Here is a 21,363-nt window from a genome sequence, read left to right on the forward strand (position 1 = left end):
ATGTCGGGCCGAGACCTGTTCTGCCAGCCCCGCCGCATCCGCCGCGGGGCGGCCCTGACATTGGTTTTCGCGAGTGTCCTGGTGGCCGGCGCGGCGACCGGCTCCTTCCCCGAGACCGACCGAGGCGACCGGAAATCCTCCTCGGACGCGGCCCGTTCGGCCGCTCCCGTCAGGGATCGTCACGAGGACGTGGCCGCGGCGGCGGAGGCGGCCCTGGCCGACGGCAAGTCGCCCATGGAGGCCGCCGAGCGTGCCGTCAGCCGCAGCGGGGACCGTTGGGGGGCCGTCTACTCCCGGGGTGAGTACGAGGAGTTCGAGGAGGCCCTCGACGGCGAGTACACCGGCGTCGGCCTCTGGGCACGGCGTGAGCGGGACGGCCGTATCGAAGTGACCAAGGTGAGCTCCCGGTCGCCCGCGGCCGCCGCCGGGATCCGCAAGGGCGACCGGCTGCGCAGCGTCGACGGGGAGAAGGTCGACGGGCAGCCGGTCACCGACGTGGTCTCCTTACTGCGCGGTGACGCCACGGACGCGGCGGCCGGTACGGCGGTCCGGCTCGGCCTGCAACGCGGCACGCACGCGTGGACGCAGACCGTGCGGCGTGCTCGGCTGTCCACGGACTCGGTCACCGTTCGAGAACTCGCCGGCGGGATCACCGTCATCAAGATCGGCTCGTTCACCAAGGGGGTCGGGGACCGGGTCCGCGACGCCGTGCGGGAGGCTCCGGCCGACGGCGGGATCGTCCTCGACCTGCGCGGGAACTCCGGCGGTCTGGTCACCGAGGCCGTCACCACCGCGTCCGCCTTCCTCGACGGGGGGCTGGTCGCCACGTACGACGTCGAAGGGGAGCAGCAGGCGCTGCACGCCGAGCCGGGCGGGGACACGACCAGGGCGCTGGTCGCCCTCGTCGACGGCGGGACGATGAGCGCGGCGGAGCTTCTCACCGGGGCGCTGCAGGACCGTGGGCGCGCGGTGGTCGTGGGGTCCCGGACCTTCGGCAAGGGGTCGGTGCAGATGCCCAGCCGGCTGCCGGACGGGTCGGTCGCCGAGCTGACCGTCGGGCACTACCGGACTCCGTCGGGGCGAGGTGTCGACGGGCGGGGGATCACGCCGGACCTCGAGGCCGACTCGGGGGCCCTTCAGCAGGCGGAGACGGTGCTCGGAGGGCTGGGCGACTGAGAGGTCGCGCCCGCGCGGCGGGGCCGTGTCTCGGCACACCCTGCACCGCTGAAGGCCGTGCGTCGATAAGCACTGGTCTCCATGCCCCCTCGTAGTGCGAAAATGGTCAGCACTATGAGCAAGGGAATGTACGTACCGAAGGAGTCCCAGCCGAAGCAGGGTGGCGGGGGCGGTAAGGCCCAGGACGGCGAGAAGGGCGGCAAGCGGAAGCTGGTCGCCCAGAACAAGAAGGCCCGGCACGACTACGCGATCGTCGACACCTACGAGGCCGGACTGGTCCTCACCGGTACCGAGGTCAAGTCGCTGCGTGAGGGGCGGACCTCGCTGACCGACGGTTTCGTCCAGATCGATCGGGGCGAGGCATGGCTGCACAACGCCCACATCCCGGAGTACCACCAGGGCAGTTGGACCAACCACTCCGCCCGCCGCAAGCGCAAGCTGCTGCTGCACCGGGAGGAGATCGACAAGCTGGCGTCGAAGATCCAGGAGACGGGCCACACGATCGTGCCGCTCGCCCTGTACTTCCTCAACGGCCGGGCCAAGGCCGAGATCGCCCTCGCGCGAGGCAAGAAGGAGTACGACAAGCGGCAGACGCTGCGGGAGCAGCAGGACCGGCGGGAGTCGGACCGGGCGATCGCGGCGGCCAAGAGGAAGCAGCGGGGCCAGTAGGGCGAGGCCGCCGGAGGCCGCCGGGAATACGGTGGCATCGGCGGGCGTTGGTCACGTACGATGGTGTCAACACCGGCCGCTACCGGTGAGTGATTGGCAGTACACAACTCAATAGCGGAAAAACATGGGGATGATCGGTTTCGACAGCGGCTGTTGAAGCAGGTGAAGCGTGTCGAGGAAGCGGCAATGATCTCGTTAACCATATGTCGCAACCAATAATCGCCAATTCCAAGCGCGATTCCCACGCCTTCGCCCTCGCTGCCTAATAAGCAGTGAGTGAAGGCCCTAATGGGTGTCAGCCCGGGAGTGTTCCCGACCCGGACCCTGGCATAATCTAGGGAACTAAACCATCGAGCCCGGTCACGGGGTTCGATGGGAAATCAAACAGTGACTGGGCCCGTCGGCGACTTGTTCGCGTGATCGCCGGGGCCGAGAAAATCACAGCGAACTGCACACGGAGAAGCCCTGATTCTGCACCGTTGGACGCGGGTTCGATTCCCGCCATCTCCACTCGCCTCTTCCGGGAGGCAACCCCATGTTGGCAAAGGCCCTGTCGCTTCGAGCGGCGGGGCCTTTGTCTTGCCCGGACTTCATGTGTGCTTCAAGGAGGCGGCCGCTGTGCAGCGCTTCACCGAATTCGACTTCGGTGTCCCGTGGGTGATGAGTCGCTTCCATCAGGACTGGTGCTACGAGGCGGACACGGTCGCCGAACTGGTCGCACGGGGGCTGCCGGAAGAGGATGCCGCAGGAACCCTCGCCGTGCGCCGTGATGCCCTGACGCTCCTCGGCGGCCTCCCGTCCCGGACGCTGGAGACGCTGTGGACGGCCGGATCGCAGTACGGCCCGAGCTTCCTGCGGACCACGGGGGCCGAGTGGACGCGGACGGTCGTCGACGTGTGCGACGCCCGGCTGTCCGCGAGAGCGCAGGCACCGCCGCTCGCCGGAGCCGACACCGAGGACGGCCTCGCCCACCGGGACGCGGTCGTCGCCGAGATCGAGCAGCTGGAGTGCCTGACCGACGAGGTACGCCGGGCCCTCGTCGACTGCGCTCACCTCTGCACTCCGGACCTGGCGTTGCGGGTGCTGCTGAGAGTCCTTGAATACACGCCCGGCGTGTCGCTGTCCGAGGACCAGTACAAGCGGCTGGAGGGCATCGGATCGGCGCTCCACTACGGCGAGTTCGTGGTGCCGGCCGTCGAGTACCTGGTGGCCGACGACTAGAAGTACGGTCGGGCGCCGGGCTGCTGGAGCACGGACCGAGGGAGGTATCGGTGTGAGCGGGGTACGGCGGGTTCTGGTGAGCGCGGCGGACGGTCGGGGACCGCTGCTGACGACGGCGTCCCTCCAGGACGGGCGGCCCGCCGCCGAGACCCTGATCGCCCTCCCGGTCGACGATGCCGCCCTCGGCCTGCCCGGCGACCTGCGGCAGCGCCTGACGGACTGGTCCCGGGCCCGTCCCGCCACCGGGTTCGCCTCCCGCCCCGAGCTGCGCCGGCACGTCGCCCGGGGTCTGGAGCTGGCCCGTGCGGTGGCCGGGCGGCTCGGGCCCGAGTGGGCCGTCCGGTACGAGGACGAACGGCACCGGACGACGAAGTACGTGTGCTGGGGCTGCGACCGCCTCCACTGGACCCCCGACGCCCACGGCACCCCGCCGCACCCGCTCGACCTCCGGGTCGTGGGCGAGTACGGGGCGTACCCGCTGGGCGCCGAGGGCTTCGGAAACTTCGCCCCGGACGACCCCGCCGCCGCACTGCACCTCTCCCATGAACTGGTCGCCGGTCTGAACCAGTGGGCGGCGGACGTCAAGGCGGCCATGGACACCTGGCTCCGCGACCGCGACGACGCCCGCCTGACCGACACCTACGACCGTCTCCGCCACGAGGGCGAGCTGCTCACCGCACGCCTCGCCGGCGAGCTCGGCCCCGGGCGGAGCGTCACCTTCGACGGGATCTGACTTTTACACGAGCGTCCGCGCCGCCGTACTCGCCCGTTCCGTCATCCTCGGCGCCAGCAGGGTCGACTCTGGTACGGCCGTCCCGGCCAGCTTCTTCATGAGGAGCTCCACCGCCCGCTCGCCCACCTCCGCGGCCGGCAGCGAGACCGAGGTGACCGGGACGCGGACCGAGGCCGCCAGTTCGTCGGGGCAGATCGCGGTGACGGACAGGTCGGCCGGGACGCGCAGGCCGAGGTGCCCGAAGGCGTCGACCAAGGGCTCCAGCAGGGCCTCGTTGTGGACGACCACGCCCGTCAACGCCGGTTGCTCGCGCAGCAGTTGCTCGGCGAGTGCGCGGGCCCCGCCGGGTTCGCAGGGGTGGACGGCCGACGACATCCCGCCGCGGTCGGCGGCGGCCGTGAAACCCTGGACCACGCGCTCGGCGAACGCGGTGCGACGGACGTAGACCTCCGGCGGGGAGCCGATCAGGGCCACCGAGCGGTGGCCCAGGCGCGCCAGGTGTTCCACGCACGCCTCGCCCGCCGCCCTGAAGTCGAGGTCGACGCAGGTCAGGCCCTCCGAGGAGGCGGGGAAGCCGATCAGCACGGACGGCAGGTCCAGTGACCGCAGCAACGGCAGCCGGGGATCGTCCAGTTGGACGTCCATCACGATCAGCGCGTCGACCAGTGCCGTGTCCGCGACCCGGCTCAGTCCGTCCTCGCCCTCCTCCTGGGTCAGCAGCAGCACGTCGTGGTCGTACCGCCGGGCCGTCGTCACCACCGACACCGCGAACTGCATCACCGTCGGGACGTGGATCCCGGACCGCAGCGGCACGACCAGTGCCAGGACGTTGGACCGTCTGCCGGCCAGGGCGCGGGCACCCGCGTGCGGGCGGTAGCCCAGCTCGCGGATGGCCGCCTCGACCCGCTGCCGGGTCTCCTCGGAGATCGGGCGCTTCCCGCTGAGGACGTAGGAGACGGTGCTGGGGGAGACCCCGGCCCGCCGCGCCACATCGGTGATCTTCGCCATCAGCCCAGCTCCAGGGAGAGGAACCCGGTCCCGGCCCGCGCCCGCGCCTCGCGTCCACCCGCGGCGAGACCCCAGGGCGCCGACGGGTCGGTGCAGGACGCCCGCAGCGTGTCCCCCTCGCGTACGACGGTGAAGGCGACCTCGCCGACCCGCACCGTGACCTGCTCGCCCCGCGCGAGACCGTACGCCCGCAGGGTCACCCCGTCGGCGTGGTCGTAGTCGGGCCGGTCGTCCACCGCGCCGACCGGGACCACGGCACCCGGCCTGACCAGCAGCGGCACGCTGAGGAAGTCGTGCTTCTCGCGCACCCAGCGCGGCCCGGTCACCGTCTCGCCGGTCACGAAGTGGGTCCAGGTGCCCTCGGGGACGTAGTAGGAGACCTCGCCCTCGTCGTTGAACACCGGGGCCACCAGCAGGTCGGGGCCGAGCATGTACTGCCGCTCCAGATGCGCGCACCCGGGGTCGTCCGGGAACTCCAGGACCATCGCGCGCATCACCGGCACGCCCTCGGTGTGGGCGGTGCGCGCGGCCTCGTAGAGATACGGCATGAGCGACAGCTTGAGGCGCGTGAAGTGCCGCAGCACGTCGACGGACTCCTCGTCGAACAGCCACGGCACCCGGTAGGACGAGCTGCCGTGCAGGCGGCTGTGGGAGGACAGCATGCCGAAGGCCAGCCAGCGCTTGAACAGGGCGGGTGTCGGGGTGCCCTCGAAGCCGCCGATGTCGTGGCTCCAGAAGCCGAAGCCGGACAGGCCGAGGGAGAGGCCGCCGCGCAGGGACTCGGCCATCGACTCGTAGGTCGCCTCGCAGTCGCCGCCCCAGTGCACCGGGAACTTCTGGCTGCCCGCGGTCGCCGAGCGGGCGAACACCACCGCCTCCTGCTCGCCGCGGTGTTTGCGCAGCACGTCGAAGACGGTCTGGTTGTAGAGGTAGGTGTAGTAGTTGTGCATCCGCTCCGGGTCGGAGCCGTCGGACCACTCCACGTCCAGCGGCACCCGCTCACCGAAGTCGGTCTTGAAGCAGTCCACGCCCTGCGCGAGGAGCGCCTCCAGTTTGGCCGCGTACCAGTCGCGGGCGGCCGGACTGGTGAAGTCGACCAGGGCCATGCCCGGTTGCCACAGGTCCCACTGCCAGACGCTGCCGTCGGGGCGCTTGAGGAGGTGGCCGAGGGTCTTGCCCTCCGCGAACAGGGGCGATCTCTGGGCGATGTACGGGTTGATCCACGCGGAGACCCTGAGGCCCCGCGCGTGCAGCCGCGCGAGCATGCCCTCCGGGTCGGGGAAGACCCGCGGGTCCCACTGGAAGTCGCACCAGTTGAACTCGCGCATCCAGAAGCAGTCGAAGTGGAAGACAGAGAGAGGGAGTTCGCGCTCCCGCATGCCGTCGATGAAGGACGTCACGGTCTCCTCGTCGTACGACGTCGTGAAGGACGTCGACAGCCACAGCCCGAACGACCAGGCGGGCGGGAGGGCCGGGCGGCCGGTGAGGGCCGTGTACTTGCGGATGATCTCCTTGGGGGAGGGGCCGTGGATGACGTAGTACGTCAACTCCTGGGTCTCCGCGCTGAACTGGACGCGTGAGACGGCCTCCGAGCCGACCTCGAAGGAGACCTTGCCCGGGTGGTCGACGAAGACGCCGTAGCCCGCGTCCGTCAGGTAGAACGGGACGTTCTTGTAGGCCTGTTCGGTGGCGGTGCCGCCGTCGGCGTTCCAGATGTCGACGACCTGGCCGTTCTTGACCAGCGGTCCGAAGCGTTCGCCCAGGCCGTACACGGAGGTGCCGACTGTGAGACCGAGCTGCTCCCGCAGGTAGTGCGCGCCGGTCGCGTCCCGCATGATGCCCATGTTCTTGGTGCCGCTGCTGGTGAGGACCCGGCCGTCGGCGAGGAAGTCGACCTGCCAGGGGCCCGAGCGGGCGAACCGGACCGACAGGGAGCCGGAGGTGAGGGTCGCGTACTCCTCGTCGGACCCGGCGTGGGGGGTGAACTCCTCTTTGGTGAGGTCGAATTCGGGGCTGTCCGGCTGCTCGCCCTCGAAGTGGGTGAAGGTGATGCCGATGACGTCGGGTATGGGGGCGTGGGCGCTGATGGTCACGACCGGTCCCTTCAGCAGGTCGCCGCGGTGGCGGATGGGCTGGGACGGCGCGTGGATGTCGAGCCCGCCGCCCGACGCGACGACCTCGTGGACCACGGCCGGATGGTCCGCGGTGACGCCCTCCCGCAGCAGCCAGTAGCCGTCGGTGAATTTCATGTGGGGGTCCTTATTTGACGGCACCCACGGCGATGCCGCGGGTGAGGGTTCGCTGGAAGACGAGGAAGAAGACGATCGCGGGGAGCACGCCGAGCAGGGCGGCGGCGTTGGTCATCGTGGCGTCCATCAGGCGCTGGCCCTGCAGGACACCGAGGGCCACGGACACCGTCTGGTTGTCGTTGGAGATCAGCATGACCAGGGGGAGCAGGAACTCGTTCCAGGTCCAGATGAAGAAGAAGACCAGCAGCACCCCGAGGGTGGGGCGGCTGACGGGTACGACGATCCGCCACAGGACCTGCCACTTGCCTGCGCCGTCGATCCGGGCCGCTTCGAGGATCTCGCGGGGGAACTCGCCGAGCACCGCGGAGAGCAGATACGTACCGAAGGCCGTCTGGATCACCGTGAACACGATGATCACGCTGAGCCGGGTGTCGTAGAGGCCGGCCTCCTTGCTCAGGTAGTAGACCGGGTAGACCAGCGCCTCCTGCGGCAGCATGTTCGCGAGGACGAAGAAGGCGAGCACCCAGGTGCGGCCCTTGATCCGGCCGATGCCGATCGCGTAGGCGTTGAGGATGGACAGGACGACGGCGAGTACCGCCACCGAGCCGCTGATCAGCACCGAGTTGACGAGCTTCTGCCCGAAGTCGACGCGCTCCCAGAAGTCCTTGATGCCGTCCGTGTAGAGGCCGTCGGGGAGGCTGAGCGGGCCGTGCTGGGCGTACTCCGCGGGGGACTTGAAGGCGTTGACCGTGACGATCAGGAACGGCACGACCATGAACAGGGCCGCGAGGCACAGGGCGATCAGCACCGGGTAGCGGCGCAGGGCGGCAGTCATGACCCGGTCCTCTCCTGGAGCCGCAGACCGATCAGGGAGAGCGCGAGGATGATCACCGTCAGCACGGTGGAGATCGCGGCGCCGTAGCCGACCTGCGTCTTCTCGAAGAACGTGGCGAAGGAGAAGTAGGAGGGGACGTTCGTGGCGCCGCCCGGCCCGCCCTTGGTCAGGACGTACACCGCGCCGAACACCTTCAGTGCGGCGATCGAGCACCAGGTCAGGACGACGTAGATCTCCGGGCGGATCTGCGGCAGCGTGATGTGCCAGAAGCGGCGCCACCAGCCGGCGCCGTCCAGCTCGGCGGCCTCGGCCAGTTGGGGATCGGCGCGTTGCAGGCCCGCCATGAAGATGACCAGCGGGAAGCCGAGTTGGACCCAGACCATCACGCCCATGACGCTGTAGAGGGCGAGGTCGGGATCGCCCAGCCAGTCCTGCTGCCAGGAGCCGAGGCCGATCGCCTTGAGCAGGGCGTTCAGCGAGCCGTTGTCCGGGGCGAGGATCCAGCTCCAGACGATGCCGGCGACCGCGATCGGCAGGACCTGGGGGAGGTAGAAGCAGGCGCGCAGGACGGCGGCGATCCGGCTGCCGAAGTGCTTGCCGACGAAGTCGAACAGGGCGGCGGCGAGGACGAGCCCGACGGCGGTCGGGACCGCCGCCATCGCCACGACCATGAACAGGCTGTGCCTGAAGGACGCCCAGAACTCCGAATCGTCCATCAGCGCGCGGTAGTTGGCGAGCCCCGACCACTCCGGGGAGCCCACGCCCTGCCAGTCGGTGAAGCTCACGTACGTGTTCATCGCGAACGGCAGGACGATGACCGCGAGGAAGGCGAGGGCGCCCGGGAGCAGGAAGAGGGCGTAGGAGTCACGGGGGCGGCGCGGGGGCCGGGCGGCGTCACCCTTGCCGACCGCCCGCGCACCCCGTTCGACGGTCACCGTCATTGCTTCGGCGCGCCCTTGTCGTAGGCCTCCTGCAGATCGCTGAGGTATCCGTCCGGCTTGTCGCTGCCGTTGATCAGCTTCTGGGTTCCGGAGACGAGGACGTCGTAGAAACCGGGGACCGGCCAGTCGGGGTAGAACGCCAGGCCGTCGTCCTTGGAAAGGGTGTTGAAGTCGTCGATCAGGGTCTTCGACCGGGGATCGGTGATGGCGGCGGCGTCGGCCGCGACCGGGACTCCGCCGGAGTTGCCCAGCAGGTTCTGGATCTTCTCCGACATGGTGATGTCGATGAAGTCGTAGGCGAGGTCCTTGTTCTTCGAACTCTGCGGTACGACCCAGAGGTTGCCGCCCGAGCCGAGGGTCAGCTTCGAGCCGGGCCAGCGGAAGGTGCCCCAGTCGAACTTGTTGTCCGTCGTGAAGCGGCCGTACCACCAGCTGCCGGAGAACAGGATCGGTGTCTTGCCCGAGGTGAAGGAGACGCCGGCGGCCTCCTCGTTCTGGCCGCTGGAGGCCTTGCTGAAGTAGCCCTTCTTCACCCAGTCGGCGAAGGTCTCGGCGCCGTACGTCCAGGCCGCGTCATGGAAGTCCGTTCTGCCCTTGTACAGCTGGTAGGCGTTGACCCAGGAGCGGTCGGCCTTCGACAGCGCCAGCTGGTACAGGTACTGCTGGGCGGGGTAGGCGGCGCCGCCGTTGGCGAGCGGGGTGATGCCCTCGGCGACGAACTTGTCCATGGCGGCGGTGAGTTCGCCGAGGGTCTTCGGTTCGGCGATGCCGTACTTCTTGAAGAGGTCCTTGTTGTAGTAGACCATCGTGTACTCGGCGTAGTTGGGGATGCCGTACCACTTGCCGGATCCCATCACGCCGTTGGTGTCGTACTGGCTGGTGGTGCGGACGCTCGGGCTGAGCTTCTTGTCCCAGCCGTGCTTGGCCGCCTCCGCCGTGAGATCGGTGAGCAGGCCCTGCTTGGAGAGCAGGCCCGCGGTCGCGTTGCCCTTGTTGTACTCCATGACATCGGGTGCGTCAGAGGAGTTGAGGACCATCGGGGCGGTCTTCTGCATCTGGTCGAAGCTCTTCTCCTCGAACTTCACCTTCACGCCCGGATGCCGGGCCTCGAACTCCTTGACCGCTTCGTTCCAGGCGATGCCCATCGCGCTGGTCGGGCTCTCGTAGTGCCACAACCTGAGCGTCTTTGCGTCGGAGGACCCGCTGCCGGAGCCTCCGCAGGCGGTCATCAGCAGCGATCCGGTCAGGATCACCGCGGTCGCCACCACACGCCGTCGTGCCGTCAACATCCCGTACCTCCGGGGAGTCGGATGGTGCTTCGGGCCGTACCGCCACGCGGGGTCGTCGATTCGAGTCGATTCGACGACCCCTGTCGAAGCGCTTCGACACAGGAACGTATGTGGCGCCTTCGAAGGCCGTCAATGGGTTGTGCAGGATCAGGCGAAGCGATTCGACGATCCGGCCGAAACGAGTGCGATCATCAGGGCCGCAGCGGCCGCCGTGACCGGAACGCCGTAGCCCGCCACCGGCGACACGTGCTCCACCGTCCAGCCGCCGGCCGCGCTCCCGCAGGCGATCCCGCCGAGCAGGCCGGTCACCGCGAGGGTCAGACCCTCGTTCAGGCGGCCGGGCGGGGTGCGCCGCTGGACCAGGGCCATCCCCGTGACCATCGTCGGGGCGGTCGCCATCCCGGCCACCAGCAGCGTGGCCGCCAGGACGAGCAGGGAGCCGGTGAGGGAGGCGGCCAGCAGGGGCAGCGTCAGCAGGGCGGTCATGGCCGCGACGCACCACACGTACCGGTCCTCGGCAAAACCGTTCCACCGCGTCGCCCCGTACACCAGCCCCGCCGCGCACGAACCGGCCGCCTGGAGCGCCAGCACGACTCCGGCGGCCGAGCGGTGTCCCTGCGCGTCGGCGAACGCGATGGTGACGACCTCCATGGAGCCGAAGACGGCACCGAGAGCGAGGCAGACGGCGAGGAGCGGCGGGATGCCGGGGGCGCGGAAGGGGGCCGGTGAGGGGGAGCGCCCGCGCACCGGCGGTTCCGTCGAACGCTGTGCGGCGAACACCAGCACGCCGGTCACCAGCAGCACCACCCCGGCCAGCGTGCCCGCCTCCGGGAACAGCGCCCCGCACAGCAGGGCCGCGAGCACCGGGCCCGCCATGAAACACGCCTCGTCCACGACCTGCTCGAAGGAGTTCGCCACATGCAGCAACTGCTCGTCGCCGTCGAGGAGATGGGCCCAGCGGGCACGGGACATGCCGCCCAGGTTGGGGGTCGTGGCGGTGGCGGCGTACGACAGGAAGAGCGTCCAGGCCGGCGCCCCGAGGCGGATGCACAGCAGCAGCGCGAGCGAGCCCAGCGCGGCGAGTGCCGTGGCCGGTACGGCGATCCTGGCCTGGCCGTGCCGGTCGACGAGCCGCGCGGTCCACGGGGCGAGGACCGCGGTCGCCGCAAGACCGGTCGCGGTGACGGCGCCGGCGAGGGCGTACGACCCGCGCGTCCCGGCGATCATGACGACCGCGCTGACGCTGAACATCCCCATGGGGAGGCGGGCCAGGAGGTTCCCGACGGTGAAGGCGCGGGCGCCCGGGGTGGCGAGGAGGCGGCGGTAGGGGCCGGGGGTGCGCGGGGGGCGTGGGTTTTTCTGGCCCCGCGGGTTCGTGCGGCCTCGCGGGCCGAAGTCGACGATGACGAGGGCGTCGGCGGTCGTCGTGAACAGCGGTCGGGGCGGTCGGGGCGGTTGTCCGGGCGGTTGCGGCATGCGTTCACCGTCGCGCGGAGCCGATCATGCGGTCCAACACCTTCTCCGCACCGATTCACGCACCTGTGTTGTAAGTTCGCCCGATGTCCGCGCCCCCTCCGGTCTCCGGTCCCGCTCCCCACCACCTCGACCCCCGCCTCCTGCGCGCCTTCCTCACCGTCGCCGACGAACTCCACTTCACGCGTGCCGCGGCCCGTCTCTACGTCGCCCAGCAGGCGCTCAGCCGGGACGTGCGGCGGCTGGAACGGGAGCTGGGCACCGAGCTGTTCGTGCGGACGACCCGCCAGGTGACGCTGACGGCCGACGGCGAGCGGCTGGTGCCGTACGCCCGACGCGCCCTGGACGCCCAGGACGAACTGCTCGCCGCCTTCGGCCAGGCCCGGCCGCTGCTGGTGGACCTGAACTCCCCGGGCCTGGTCACCGGCCGCAGCGTGCTGCACCGGGCCCGCGAACTCGCCCCCGACCAGGAGCTGATGGCCCGTTACGAGAGCGGCCTGACCGGCGCGGCGGGGGAGTTGCTGGCCGGCCGCCTCGACGCGTCCTTCGGCCGGTTCGCCGGCCTGGACCCGGCACTGCGGGCGGGCCTCGACCACCAGCCCGTGCGATACGAGCCCATGGCGGTCGTCCTGCCCGAGGGGCACCGGCTGGCGTCCCTGGAGCGGGTGCCCCTCGCCGCCCTGGAGGGCGAGAGCGTGTACGCGGGGGCGGGAAATCCGCGTACTCCGGAATGGACCGATCTCGCTCGTCGGCTGTTCGAAGGCCGGGGCATCGGGATCGCCCCGCCGGTGCCGCTCGCGGTCGGCGACGAGGAGTTCCGGCGGATCATGGCGAAGACCCGGAACCCGATTCTCGTGGTGGTGGATTTTCCGGACATGCCTGCCGGCGTGCTGCGTCCGCTGGTCGACCCGGTACCTCTGTCGCCCGTGTCCCTGGTGTGGCGCAAGGGTCTGACGCATCCCGCTCTCGACGCCCTGCGGCGGGCCGCAATCGAACTCGGCGTCGAACATGACTGGCTCCGCAGACCCGTTGACGGATGGATTCCGGCCATCGATGAGCGCCTCATGAGTGCCTCATGACCGTCCTCCATTGACAAGCGGCAAACACACAACCTTCGCGTGCGATACATTCGTGACTTGAGCAAGATGTGATAAAAGGGGCGCTTCGGCTGGGCGGGGGCCCGGTTCGACCGTTGTACTGAGGGTCGTACGCGCACCCGGAACGGTCCTGTGGGGGGATGTATGCGCGTGAAGAAGTGGCGGGAAGACGCCCAACCGGAATGGCCCGAGGCTGCATCAAGCACCCAGGCCGTACCGGCGACCGGGGCCGGAACCCAGACGTTTCCGGAAACCGGAGCGACTCGCATCCCGGAGGCCCGGGCCGCCGAGACACGAGCCCCCGAAACCCGAGCCCCGAGCGAGGGGCTTCTGGACGCGGGCGGCGCGGGCGGCGCGGGCGTGGCAGGCGGCACGGGCGGCGCACCGGATTTCCCGGGGGCCCCGAGAGCGGACCGCGCGAGCGGCTTCCCGGAGCCGCCCGGCCGTAAGTCCGTCGTGAGCGGTCCGGTCGGGAGCGGCTCGGTCGTGCGCGACCCGTGGGACGAGTCCGGCAGCACCGAGGAGTCCGGCGGCACCGCCGGGCAGACCCACGACCCGGACGAGGTGACCGTCCAGCTCGACGGGGGAAGCGGCGACCACCGCACCGAGGGCAAACCGGGTGACAGTGGGTCCGAGGGCTCCGACGGCCCGGTCTTCGTCGACGAGTCGGGGCGCCGCAGCCGCAGGTTCCGCCGCATCGGCTTCGCCGTGGGCATCGCCTGCGCGGTCTACGCCGTCGTCATCGTCGTCACCCTGCTGTCCGGCAACTCCAACGCGCCCTGGGTGCCGATGACCGGCCCGAAGGACGACACCCCGGCCGGCAAGGTCGACACCAGCCCGGTGCCCGCGGAGTCGGCGCCGCCTTCCGCCCCCGTGGGTGTGCTGCTGCCGGGGATCACCCCGACCGCGCGCGCCGGAGCGACACCGGCTCCCGGGATCAGCGTGCCCGCGCCCGTTGCCACCGTGAGCCCAGGGAAGCCGGGGGTGTCCCCCGCCCCGTCGGCGACCGCGACCCAGCCCGGCGGCAACCCGTCGGCGAGCACCGTCCCGTCGGTGACCCCGACGCAGTCGGTCAACCCGCCGGCCAGCCCCTCCCCGACGCCGCCCGTCACGCCCAGCCCCGAGCCCTCGGTCGTCCCGAGCGAGACCGCGGGCGGCGGCAGCGCCGGGCCCGGGACGGTCGCCGACGGCCCGGCCGAACCCTCACCCATCGCGTCGGAGACCTCGGGCACCGGCACCACCGCTCCCGCCACCCCGCCCGACGTCCCGCCCGCCCCGTCCCCGGAGCACATCCTCTGATGGCATCCCGCACCCGCCGTCCGGGGGCCGCACCAGCAGCCCCCGGCGGTTCCAGGCGCCGCCGCCTGCCCATGCGCCTCCTGCTGCCGCTGCTCGTCCTCCTCGCCCTGATGGCGATGCTGATGCTGCGCGGCTACGTCCACAGCGAGATCCTCGCCGACCACCGCATCCAGGCCGAGGCCGCCACCGACAAGGTGCCGGAGAAGATCCTCGACGGCGGCCCGGTGATCGACACCCGCAGCGGCCGGGCCACCAGCCTGAAGATGCCGGACCGCCGTATCGTCCTGACCTTCGACGACGGCCCCGACCCGACCTGGACCCCCAAGGTCCTCGACGTCCTGAAGAAGCACCACGCGCACGCCGTCTTCTTCGTCACCGGCACCATGACCTCCCGCTATCCGGACCTGGTCCAGCGCATGGTCGACGAGGGCCACGAGGTCGGGCTGCACACCTTCAACCACCCCGACCTGTCCTTCCAGTCGAAGAAGCGCATCGACTGGGAGCTCTCCCAGAACCAGCTCGCGCTCGCCGGTGCGGCCGGCATCCGCACCTCGCTGTTCCGCCCGCCGTACTCCTCCTTCGCCGACGCCATGGACGACAGGTCCTGGCCGGTCACCGAGTACATCGGCTCCCGCGGCTACGTCACCGTCGTCAACAACACCGACAGCGAGGACTGGCAGAAACCCGGTGTCCGGCAGATCCTGCGCAACGCCACCCCGAAGAACGGCAAGGGCGCGATCGTGCTGATGCACGACTCCGGCGGTGACCGCCACCAGACGGTCCAGGCGCTCGACCGGTTCCTGCCCGACATGCAGGGCAGGGGCTACGCGTTCGACAACCTCACCGAGGCCCTCGACGCACCCAGCGCGCTCACCCCGGTCGCCGGACCCGAGCTGTGGAAGGGCAGGGCGTGGGTCTTCCTCGTCCAGGCCTCCGAGCACATCACCGACGTCCTCGTCGCCGGTCTCGCCGTCATCGGCTCCCTGGTCATCGGCCGTTTCGTGCTCATGCTGCTGCTGTCGGGCGTCCACGCCCGCCGGGTGCGCCGCAAGGACTTCCGCTGGGGGGAGCCGGTCACCGAGCCGGTGTCGGTGCTGGTCCCGGCGTACAACGAGGCCAAGTGCATCGAGAACACCGTGCGTTCGCTGATGGCGAGCGAGCAGCCGATCGAGATCATCGTCATCGACGACGGTTCGAGCGACGGCACCGCCCGGATCGTCGAGGCGCTGGGCCTGCCGAACGTCCGGGTCGTCCGCCAGCTCAACGCGGGCAAGCCCGCCGCCCTCAACCGCGGTCTGGCGAACGCCCGTCACGACATCATCGTCATGATGGACGGCGACACGGTCTTCGAACCGTCCACGGTCCGTGAACTGGTGCAGCCCTTCGGGGACCCGCGCGTCGGCGCCGTCGCGGGCAACGCCAAGGTCGGCAACCGGGACTCGCTGATCGGCGCCTGGCAGCACATCGAGTACGTGATGGGCTTCAACCTCGACCGCCGGATGTACGACATCCTGCGCTGCATGCCGACCATTCCGGGCGCGGTGGGGGCGTTCCGGCGCTCGGCCCTGGAACGCGTCGGCGGCATGAGCGAGGACACGCTCGCCGAGGACACCGACATCACCATGGCCATGCACCGGGACGGCTGGCGCGTGGTGTACGCCGAGAAGGCGCGCGCCTGGACCGAAGCCCCGGAATCCGTGCAGCAGTTGTGGTCCCAGCGCTACCGATGGTCCTACGGCACCATGCAGGCGATCTGGAAGCACCGGCGCGCGCTGGTGGAACGCGGACCGTCAGGCCGCTTCGGCCGCGTGGGCCTGCCGCTGGTCTCGCTGTTCATGGTCGTGGCGCCCCTGCTGGCTCCCCTGATCGACGTGTTCCTCCTCTACGGCGTCGTGTTCGGCCCGACCGAGAAGACGATCGTGGCCTGGCTGGGCGTCCTCGCGATCCAAGTGGTCTGCGCCGCCTACGCGTTCCGGCTTGACCGCGAACGCATGACCCACCTGATCTCGCTGCCGCTGCAGCAGATCCTCTACCGCCAGCTCATGTACGTCGTGCTGCTCCAGTCCTGGATCACGGCGCTCACCGGAGGCCGCCTGCGCTGGCAGAAGCTGCGCCGCACGGGGGTCGTCGAGGCGCCGGGCGGACCGGTGCCGCGGCAGCGGGCGGGCAGTGAGAGCGACGAACGGAGGCCGGTCGGATGACGCAGGACTACGCGGCGGGTCGGCAGGACGCCTCCGTACCGGAACAGCGTGCGGGTGAGCCCACCGTGCCCAAGGCGCCCGGCCGGGACCGCTACCTGGACCTTCTCCGCTCCCTCGCCCTGGTCCGGGTGGTCCTCTACCACCTGTTCGGCTGGGCGTGGCTGACCGTGCTGTTCCCCTCGATGGGCGTGATGTTCGCGCTGGCGGGCTCGCTGATGGCCCGCTCGCTCAGCCGGCCCGCGCTGAGCGTGATCAGGGGCCGGCTCCGCCGACTCCTGCCGCCGCTGTGGGCGTTCGGCGCGGTGGTGCTGCCGTTGATGTTCGCGGGCGGCTGGAATCTCTCGAAGGACCCCGACCACAGCGGGACATGGGGCCTGCTGGAGATGGTCAACTACGTCATCCCGATCGGCGCTCCGCCGTACCCCTGGGAGGTCGGCTTCCCGTCGGACCTGCTGGAGAGCACGTGGGCGGACCAGGCGGTGGGCCCGCTGTGGTACCTCCGCGCGTACCTCTGGTTCGTACTGGCGTCCCCGCTGCTGCTGTGGGCGTTCCGCAGGGTGCCGTGGGCGACCCTGCTCGCCCCGCTGGCCCTGACGACCGTGGTGGGTACGGGACTCGTGACCATCCCCGGCGAACTCGGCAACGCGGTCACCGACTTCGCGGTCTACGGCAGCTGCTGGGTCCTCGGTATCGCACATCACGAGGGGGTGCTCGCGAAGGTCCCGCGCTATCTCGCCGTCTCCGGCTCGGTCATGGTGATGGCCTTCGCCCTGTGGTGGGCCTCCGGCCATCTGGGCCCCGACGGCTGGGACCTGAACGACATCCCGCTCGCCCAGGCGGCCTGGTCCTTCGGGTTCGTCGTCATCCTCCTCCAGTACTCCCCCTCCTGGCAGGAGCTCCCCGGCCGCCTGGCCCGCTGGGACAAACTGGTGACCCTCTCCAACAACCGGGCCGTCACGATCTACCTCTGGCACAACCTGCTGATCATGGCCACGGTCCCGATCATCGACCTCGCCTACCGCCTGCCCTTCATGCAGAGCGACCGCGCGGTCGCCGCGCTCGACGCGACGGACATGCTGTGGATGTTCGTCCTGGTCTGGCCGTTGATCGGGCTCGCGATCCTGGCGTTCGGCTGGATCGAGGACCTGGCGGCGAAGAGGCGACCTCGCTTGTGGCCGAACGGTTCGCGCCGGGGTCGGGTCCGGCGTGGGGCGAGCGCGGCACACGGATCCTGACGGCTCCGGGCTCCGCGTCCCGTGCGGGAAGCGGAGCCCGGCCGAGTCATCCGATGGAGAGCCGAAGCGGCCAGTACGTGTTCGGGTTGATGACCTGCGTGCCCGAGCCCGACAGCACGGTCTTGCTCCCTGCATGGAATTTCACGCCACCGTTGGCCGCGACGGCCCAGATGTCGGGGATGCCGTCACCGTTGGCGTCAGGCGTCCCCATCAGCAGCGGAACGTCGGTGGTGTACCAGCCGGAGGCACCGTACTCGGTGTCGGTCTTGCCCGAGGAGTTCGCGGCGGAGGCCAGGGAGTTGAGGTCGGTACCTCCTCCGCTCGCGGCGATCCCCTTGCGGAGAAGGAGCCGCCCGGACGAGTCGGTGCGGTAGACCATGTCGGCGACGCCGTCTCCGCTGACATCCATGACGGTCACCAGATCACGGTTTGTCCAACCACCGGCCAGCAGGACTGCCTGGTCGACTGTCGCTCCGTGGTATCCGGTGAAGGCCCACAACGAGTCGCCGGCCGTGGCGAAGAAGTCGGTACGGCCGTCGCCCGTGATGTCCCCGGCGGCCATGATCTGGGTCAGTGTCGAAGGACTCGGGGCGCCCGACGGCAGAAGGATCTCCTGCCGTCTGTCGATGTTCACCGCACCGTAGCCGTCGCTCGGATAGACCCAGAGCTTGCCGCCCACCCGGACGACTAGGTCCTGGAGGCCGTCCCCGCCGTAGATGTCACCGTTATGGGTGATCAGGGCGCCTTTGAAGTGGCCCTTCGGGGCGGCGACGTAGGGCGGCAGACTGTCGTTGCCGTTGGGATCCTTGTCGGGGTTCGGCCAATAGGCGCCGGGCATCGAGTAGTTCAGATCACCCGAGCCCTTGTCCGGGTCGGTTGTCGTCGCCTCGGAGGGGTACAGCGCGAGGTTGCCCTCGTCGGTGACGACCATCATGTCGGGGAACTGGTCACCGGTGAAGTCGCCGGGCTTGTCTGCCTGATCGCGCGGGGTGATGTAGAAGAAGTACTTGGTGGGCTCGGAGACGTTGCCGACAGCGTCGACGGTCCGGACGTAGAGCACGTTGGGTCCGGCGGCGGGGGGCTTGGCGTCGCCGATGGCGGCGTGGACGCTGGTAGCCGTGCCGTTGACGCGGGGAACGACGCCGCTGTAGCTGGGCGAGTTGTAGCCGTACTCGTATCGCACGACATCCTTGTCCAGGGCGCGCAGGTCGAAGGCGCCGGCAGTACCGAACTTCTTGTCGGACCACTTGCTGTCCTCACCACCGCTGCCGAAGCCGTTCTGGCTGCCGTCCGCGTTGGGGAAGTCGGTGGACGTCACCACGGGTGGGCGCGGCGCGGCGGTGTCGAGGACGAAGCGGCAGGGCGTCTTCGGGTACCAGCCCGAGGTGCTGCCCGCGTCGTCGAAGATCTGCACTCGCCAGGAGTATGTGGCGCCGTTCTTGAGCTTGCTGGTGGCGAATCCGTCGGTGGTGCTCAATGCCGTGCCGAGGTTTCCGCCTAGCTGGATCCTGCCGGTCGACTTCAGCAGATCGCCGGTCTCATTCCACTTCCCCATCTCCCACAGGTCGAAGTCGAAGTAGTCGAGGTTCTTGTCCTTGTCCGTGGCCTTGGCGGTGAAGGCCAGATCGCCGGAGCCCATGCGGACATAGGGCTTCGTGGTGGTGCACTTGCCGTCCGGGCCGAGGTCCAGGGAGTCGGTGACGATCGATGGTTTGCGGTTGTAGACGAGTTCGAGCACAGGTGGGTGCTCGGGGCCGTCGGCCACGAACTTCTTCCACGCGTACTGGGAGTCCTCATCCCGTGCCCGCATCCCGAAGGTGATCGAGTCCGCCCCCTTGTCGGCTCGCTTCTGCGCGCCCTTTCGCACATCGAATTTTTCGAAGGCATCGCGGCAGCCGGACTTGTAACCGTGCGCGAAGCTCTTGGTGCTCAGCTTGTTGCCGTCATGGAGTTCGGGAGCGTTGTCCCAGTTCGTGTGCGCGTTGATCTCACTCGTCAGGTGCACGCTCATGGAGCGGGCCTGGCAGGACCAGGAATACGTCTCCAGCAGGTACAGCGTGGCTGTTGTGATCTTCGTGCCCTTGAGGTCCTTGCCAAAGGTCATGTTGAAGAACGACCGTGACGTACCCCACGTGTCGGACTCGAAGCCGACCCGCGCTTCGTGCGTCCCGCCCTTGTTGAAACCCTTGCCGTTGTAGAACGTGGCCTTGGGGTGGCGGTCGTAGGCGGTGGTCCAGTTTTGCATCTGCTTCTTCACCGAGGGGTCGATGAAGACCGGGTAGACCGTGGCTGGATCGTCGAGGAAGTCCTGATCCGGCCTGAGAGTCCACTGGCCCGGGGACAGAGCGGCTTTCACCAGATCACCGCGCGAGTCGGGTGAAGGGCCGTCCAGGGCCGACAGGCTCAGCGACGCGCCGGAACCAGACTGGGATGGCGCCGGGGTCGGCTCGGCCGGCGCAGAGGGCAGGGGAGACTCCGAAACAGAGGGTCCGGGACCGTCGCTTGCGGAGGGGAGAACCTCGACGTCGGTGTCCTTCTGCTCGTCGGACTCGACTTCTTCCTCTGTCGGGCTTGCAGTGTCCGAGGGCGCGTTGGTCGGTGAGTCGGTCGGGTCCGGCGATTCAGCCTCGGTCGGTTGGGCCGTGGCACCCACCTGTCCGTCGGTGACGGCGGGGGATCCGCTGCTGTCCCACATCAACGGGGTAGGGGAGACAGCGACCTCATCGTTGGAGAGGTTCACCGCGCTGAGCATCCCTGACAACGGATCCAAGCGGAAGGATAGATTGTTGGAGTGCAGGCCGTATGTCATCTGCTGAACGTGCGGATCGGACGCGGCCTGCCGGTTCTTCACCACGAGGGTCTGGCCGAATCCGTCGTCGTCCGCCGTCAGCACCAGGTCGCCGCCCGGGAAGATCTCCGGGTACAGGATGCGATTGCCGTCGACGATCGGCGTCGGTATGGGGCCCGGCCAGGTGAGCTGGATCGTGTGCTCCCCGTTGTTGCCGACGTGGAGCGTGGCCAACGGCGTCCCGGCGTCAGCGGTGGCGGATTTGACCAGGGAGACGCGGTGCGTGGTCGAACGGGAAGAGCGCTCTTCGCTGCGCTCCTCCGACCCGGCGGAGAACACCATCCGCGTGTTGGTGGCTTTTGGCTCCCAACCTTGCGCAGTGCGCCGCAGGTTCGGGTCGATCCTCTTCCACTCGCCGTCCACCTTGGCCCGGATCGGGGAGGAGTACAGCTGCTTCGCCATCTGGCCGTCGGGGCGGGCCCACGTGGTGGAGCGTGCGGTGCGAGCCGCGGTCACCTCGACGGACTTCCCCGTCCTCGCAGCCCGGGTGAGCGCGACGGATTCTGTGACCGTCGGAGTGCCTCGGCCGCGGGCACTGTCGTTGCGCGCGTCGTCGGACAGCCGGAAGCCGGCGTAGACGATGCCGGTCGTGGTGACCGCGGCGGCGAGCAGTGCCGCTCCGGCCCGACGGCCGGGCAGGCGGCGCCGGTTGTGCGTCATCGGGCGGGTTCCCCTTCCCCCTCGTGTGGCCAGCCGATGATGACCTATGGGGGAACTGTCGTCACCCTGTGGAGATCTTCGGCACTGCCTCCGGTGAGCGGGCGCGCTGTGCCGGAGAACGTGTCGAGCGATCCCAGGCGCTCGCTCGTAAATCATGCTGAGGTGGGACAAATTGGCCGCATGAGTAAGCCTTATGTCGCAATCCTCTTGAATTTCCCCAATGGTCGATAAAGGGGAAGTCAATCCCGCGTAAAGCGAAATCCCGTTTTCAAGTGTATTCGCAGCGTAATGATGCATTACACACGGTGACGATCATCACGTCAGTCCGTCGCATCTGGTGTTTTTTCACAGAGTGATCACAGAATCTGTGTTCTCTGCTAAGTCGTCACGCGTGGTCCTTCACCGGTCCCGCTTCAAGTGGTCCGGGGG

The 21,363-nt window shown here is 69.3% G+C and carries 15 protein-coding genes and 1 other RNA gene; 9 read left to right on the forward strand and 7 right to left on the reverse strand.

Going from position 1 to position 21,363, the window contains the following annotated elements; translation table 11 throughout:
- The 5 genes from ACZ48Z_RS35170 to ACZ48Z_RS35190 all read left to right on the forward strand — a co-directional run bounded on the left by ACZ48Z_RS35170 (position 1) and on the right by ACZ48Z_RS35190 (position 3,799).
- A complete protein-coding gene (locus tag ACZ48Z_RS35170) occupies positions 1-1,176 on the forward strand; it encodes a S41 family peptidase (protein ID WP_468739968.1) in 1,176 nt (391 codons plus the stop codon).
- Positions 1,177-1,302: 126 nt separating this feature from the next.
- Complete coding sequence (gene smpB, locus ACZ48Z_RS35175) at positions 1,303-1,845, forward strand: SsrA-binding protein SmpB (protein ID WP_468740058.1); 543 nt, start codon at positions 1,303-1,305, stop codon at positions 1,843-1,845.
- Between the two features lie 126 nt (positions 1,846-1,971).
- Positions 1,972-2,358, forward strand: a transfer-messenger RNA (tmRNA) gene (ssrA, locus tag ACZ48Z_RS35180).
- A gap of 105 nt (positions 2,359-2,463) precedes the next feature.
- Positions 2,464-3,066 carry a hypothetical protein gene (locus ACZ48Z_RS35185; protein WP_468739969.1) on the forward strand — a complete coding sequence of 201 codons (603 nt, stop codon included), beginning with the start codon at positions 2,464-2,466 and terminating at the stop codon, positions 3,064-3,066.
- A 52-nt stretch (positions 3,067-3,118) separates the two neighbouring features.
- On the forward strand, positions 3,119-3,799 hold the full coding sequence (locus tag ACZ48Z_RS35190) for a hypothetical protein (protein ID WP_468739970.1): 681 nt from the start codon (positions 3,119-3,121) through the stop codon (positions 3,797-3,799).
- 3 nt (positions 3,800-3,802) lie between these two features.
- Here the strand turns inward: ACZ48Z_RS35190 and ACZ48Z_RS35195 are convergent, their stop codons facing one another.
- From ACZ48Z_RS35195 to ACZ48Z_RS35220, 6 genes are all read right to left on the reverse strand, one after another.
- Positions 3,803-4,807, reverse strand: a complete 1,005-nt coding sequence (locus ACZ48Z_RS35195) for a LacI family DNA-binding transcriptional regulator (RefSeq protein ID WP_468739971.1) — start codon at positions 4,805-4,807, stop codon at positions 3,803-3,805.
- Entirely contained in the window at positions 4,807-7,056 is a 2,250-nt protein-coding gene (gene yicI, locus ACZ48Z_RS35200) for an alpha-xylosidase (RefSeq protein WP_468739972.1), read from the reverse strand. The genes ACZ48Z_RS35195 and yicI overlap by 1 nt, the downstream gene beginning before the upstream one ends.
- A 10-nt stretch (positions 7,057-7,066) precedes the next feature.
- Entirely contained in the window at positions 7,067-7,891 is an 825-nt protein-coding gene (locus ACZ48Z_RS35205; protein ID WP_468739973.1) for a carbohydrate ABC transporter permease, read from the reverse strand.
- Entirely contained in the window at positions 7,888-8,832 is a 945-nt protein-coding gene (locus ACZ48Z_RS35210) for a carbohydrate ABC transporter permease (RefSeq protein ID WP_468739974.1), read from the reverse strand. Before ACZ48Z_RS35210 ends, ACZ48Z_RS35205 begins: the two co-directional genes overlap by 4 nt.
- Positions 8,829-10,121 carry an ABC transporter substrate-binding protein gene (locus tag ACZ48Z_RS35215; RefSeq protein WP_468739975.1) on the reverse strand — a complete coding sequence of 431 codons (1,293 nt, stop codon included), beginning with the start codon at positions 10,119-10,121 and terminating at the stop codon, positions 8,829-8,831. Before ACZ48Z_RS35215 ends, ACZ48Z_RS35210 begins: the two co-directional genes overlap by 4 nt.
- A gap of 147 nt (positions 10,122-10,268) precedes the next feature.
- On the reverse strand, positions 10,269-11,597 hold the full coding sequence (locus ACZ48Z_RS35220; protein WP_468739976.1) for an MFS transporter: 1,329 nt from the start codon (positions 11,595-11,597) through the stop codon (positions 10,269-10,271).
- Between the two features lie 83 nt (positions 11,598-11,680).
- On the opposite strand from ACZ48Z_RS35220, the gene ACZ48Z_RS35225 reads away from it, so the two are divergent.
- From ACZ48Z_RS35225 to ACZ48Z_RS35240, 4 genes are all read left to right on the forward strand, one after another.
- The gene (locus ACZ48Z_RS35225) at positions 11,681-12,673 is read left to right on the forward strand and encodes a LysR family transcriptional regulator (protein WP_468739977.1); all 993 of its coding nucleotides are present in this window, start codon (positions 11,681-11,683) and stop codon (positions 12,671-12,673) included.
- Positions 12,674-12,835: 162 nt separating this feature from the next.
- Positions 12,836-13,990 (forward strand): hypothetical protein, encoded by a 1,155-nt coding sequence (locus tag ACZ48Z_RS35230; RefSeq protein WP_468739978.1) that lies wholly within the window; start codon positions 12,836-12,838, stop codon positions 13,988-13,990.
- Entirely contained in the window at positions 13,990-16,191 is a 2,202-nt protein-coding gene (locus ACZ48Z_RS35235; protein WP_468739979.1) for a polysaccharide deacetylase family protein, read from the forward strand. The genes ACZ48Z_RS35230 and ACZ48Z_RS35235 overlap by 1 nt, the downstream gene beginning before the upstream one ends.
- Positions 16,188-17,426, forward strand: coding sequence for an acyltransferase family protein (locus tag ACZ48Z_RS35240; RefSeq protein WP_468739980.1), 1,239 nt, complete (start codon positions 16,188-16,190; stop codon positions 17,424-17,426). Before ACZ48Z_RS35235 ends, ACZ48Z_RS35240 begins: the two co-directional genes overlap by 4 nt.
- 46 nt (positions 17,427-17,472) lie before the next feature.
- Here the strand turns inward: ACZ48Z_RS35240 and ACZ48Z_RS35245 are convergent, their stop codons facing one another.
- Positions 17,473-20,934: a DNRLRE domain-containing protein gene (locus ACZ48Z_RS35245; RefSeq protein ID WP_468739981.1), complete on the reverse strand. Its 3,462-nt coding sequence runs from the start codon at positions 20,932-20,934 to the stop codon at positions 17,473-17,475.
- Positions 20,935-21,363: the final 429 nt, after the last annotated feature.

The organism is Streptomyces sp. NPDC031225 (genome assembly GCF_055570355.1).